The following is a 1,962-nucleotide window of genomic DNA, read 5'->3' as shown; positions in this document are numbered from 1 at the left end:
CCACCAGCGCTTCGGCCGCGGCGGCCGGCAGGCCCGACACCTCGCGCAGGCCCAGCCGCAGTGCCGGCTGCCGCGCGTCGTCGCCGGGCCAGGGTTCGAGCGTGTTGTCCCAGTGGCTGTGGCGCACGTCCACCGGCCGCACCGCGATGCCGTGCCGGCGCGCGTCCTGCACCAGCTGGCTGTTGGAATAAAAACCCAGCGGCTGCGAATTCATCAGCGCGCAGGTGAAGGCCGCCGGCTCGTGGCACTTGAGCCAGCAGCTGACGTAGGTGATGAGCGCGAAGCTGGCCGCGTGCGATTCCGGGAAACCGTAGCTGCCGAAGCCGCGGATCTGCTCGAAGATGCGTTCGGCGAATTCGCTGTCGTAGCCGTTCGCGGCCAGGCCGTCGAACAGCCGCTGGCGGAAATGGTCGAGCCCGCCGCGGCGTTTCCAGGCCGCCATGCCGCGCCGAAGCTCGTCGGCCTCGCCGGGCGAAAAGCCGGCCGCGACGATGGCCACCTGCATCACCTGCTCCTGGAACAGCGGCACGCCCAGCGTGCGCCGGAACACTTCCTCCAGCGCCGCCGACGGGTAGGTCACCGGCTCCAGGCCCTGCCGCCGCTGCAGGTAGGGATGCACCATCTTTCCCTGGATGGGGCCCGGCCGGACGATGGCCACCTGCACCACCAGGTCGTAGAAGGTGCGCGGCTTGAGCCGCGGCAGCATGGCCATCTGCGCGCGCGATTCCACCTGGAACACGCCCACGGTGTCGGCCTTTTGGATCATGGCGTAGGTGGCCGGGTCTTCGGCGGGAATGGTGGCCGGCGTCAGGTCGCGGCCGCGGTGCGCGCGCAGCAGGGCCAGGCACTTGCTCACCGCGGTGAGCATGCCCAGCGCCAGGCAGTCCACCTTCAGCAGGCCGAGGGATTCCAGGTCGTCCTTGTCCCATTCGATGATGGTGCGTTCGGGCATGGCGGCGTTCTGCACCGGCACCAGGTGGTGCAGCGGCTGGTCGGAGATGACGAAGCCGCCGACGTGCTGGCTCAGGTGCCGCGGCGCGTCGAGCAGCTGCCGGGTGAGCGCCAGCACGCGGCGCAGCACCGGCGATTCCGGGTCGAAGCCGTGCTCGCGCACGCGTTGCGCCATGTCGGCTTCGCCGTCCCACCAGGCGAAGCAGCGGCTGAGCTGGTCCACCTGGTCCGGCGGCAGGCCCAGGGCCCGCGCCACGTCGCGCACCGCGCTCTTGCCGCGATAGCAGATGACGGTGGCGGCCAGCGCGGCGCGCTCGCGCCCGTACTTGCGGTAGAGGTACTGGATGACCTCCTCGCGCCGCTCATGCTCGAAGTCCACGTCGATGTCCGGCGGTTCGTTGCGCTCCTTCGACAGGAAGCGCCCGAACAGCAGGTTCATCCGGGCCGGGTCCACCTCGGTGATGCCCAGCGCGAAGCACACCGCCGAATTCGCCGCCGACCCGCGGCCCTGGCACAGGATGCCTTGCCCGCGCGCGAACCCCACCACGTCGTGCACGGTGAGGAAGAAGGCCTCGTAGCGCAGCTCGGCGATGAGCGAGAGTTCTTCGTCGATTTGCCGTCGAACCTTCGCAGGCGCGCCTTCGGGCCAGCGCCGCGCCATGCCTTGTTCCGTCAGCCGGCGCAGCCAGCTCGTCGGCGTCTCGCCTTCCGGCACCAGCTCGCGCGGGTAGTGGTATTGCAGCGTGCCCAGGTCGAAGCGGCAGCGCGCGGCGATGCGCAGGCTTTCCTCCAGCAGCGCGTGCGGGTAGATGGCGGCCAGCGCGCGGCGCGTGCGCAGGTGGCGTTCGCCGTTGGGGAACAGGAAGGCGCCGGCTTCGGCGATGGCCAGGCGCTGGCGGGTGGCGGCCAGCACGTCCTGCAGCGCGCGCCGGCCGCGCACGTGCATGTGCACGTCGCCGCTGGCCACGGCGGGAAGGCCCAGCGCCGCGGCCAGGGCCTGCAGCCGCGCCA

The 1,962-nt window shown here is 71.2% G+C and carries 1 protein-coding gene; it reads right to left on the bottom strand.

Features of this window, described 5'->3' with window-relative positions:
* Positions 1 to 1,962: error-prone DNA polymerase (locus N790_RS05125; protein ID WP_043801636.1), on the bottom strand; the 1,962-nt coding region annotated here is incomplete at both ends.

The sequence above is a fragment of the Arenimonas malthae CC-JY-1 genome, assembly GCF_000747075.1.
GTDB classification, from domain to species: Bacteria; Pseudomonadota; Gammaproteobacteria; order Xanthomonadales; family Xanthomonadaceae; genus Arenimonas; species Arenimonas malthae.
This window is presented reverse-complemented; position numbering and strand designations above follow the sequence as displayed.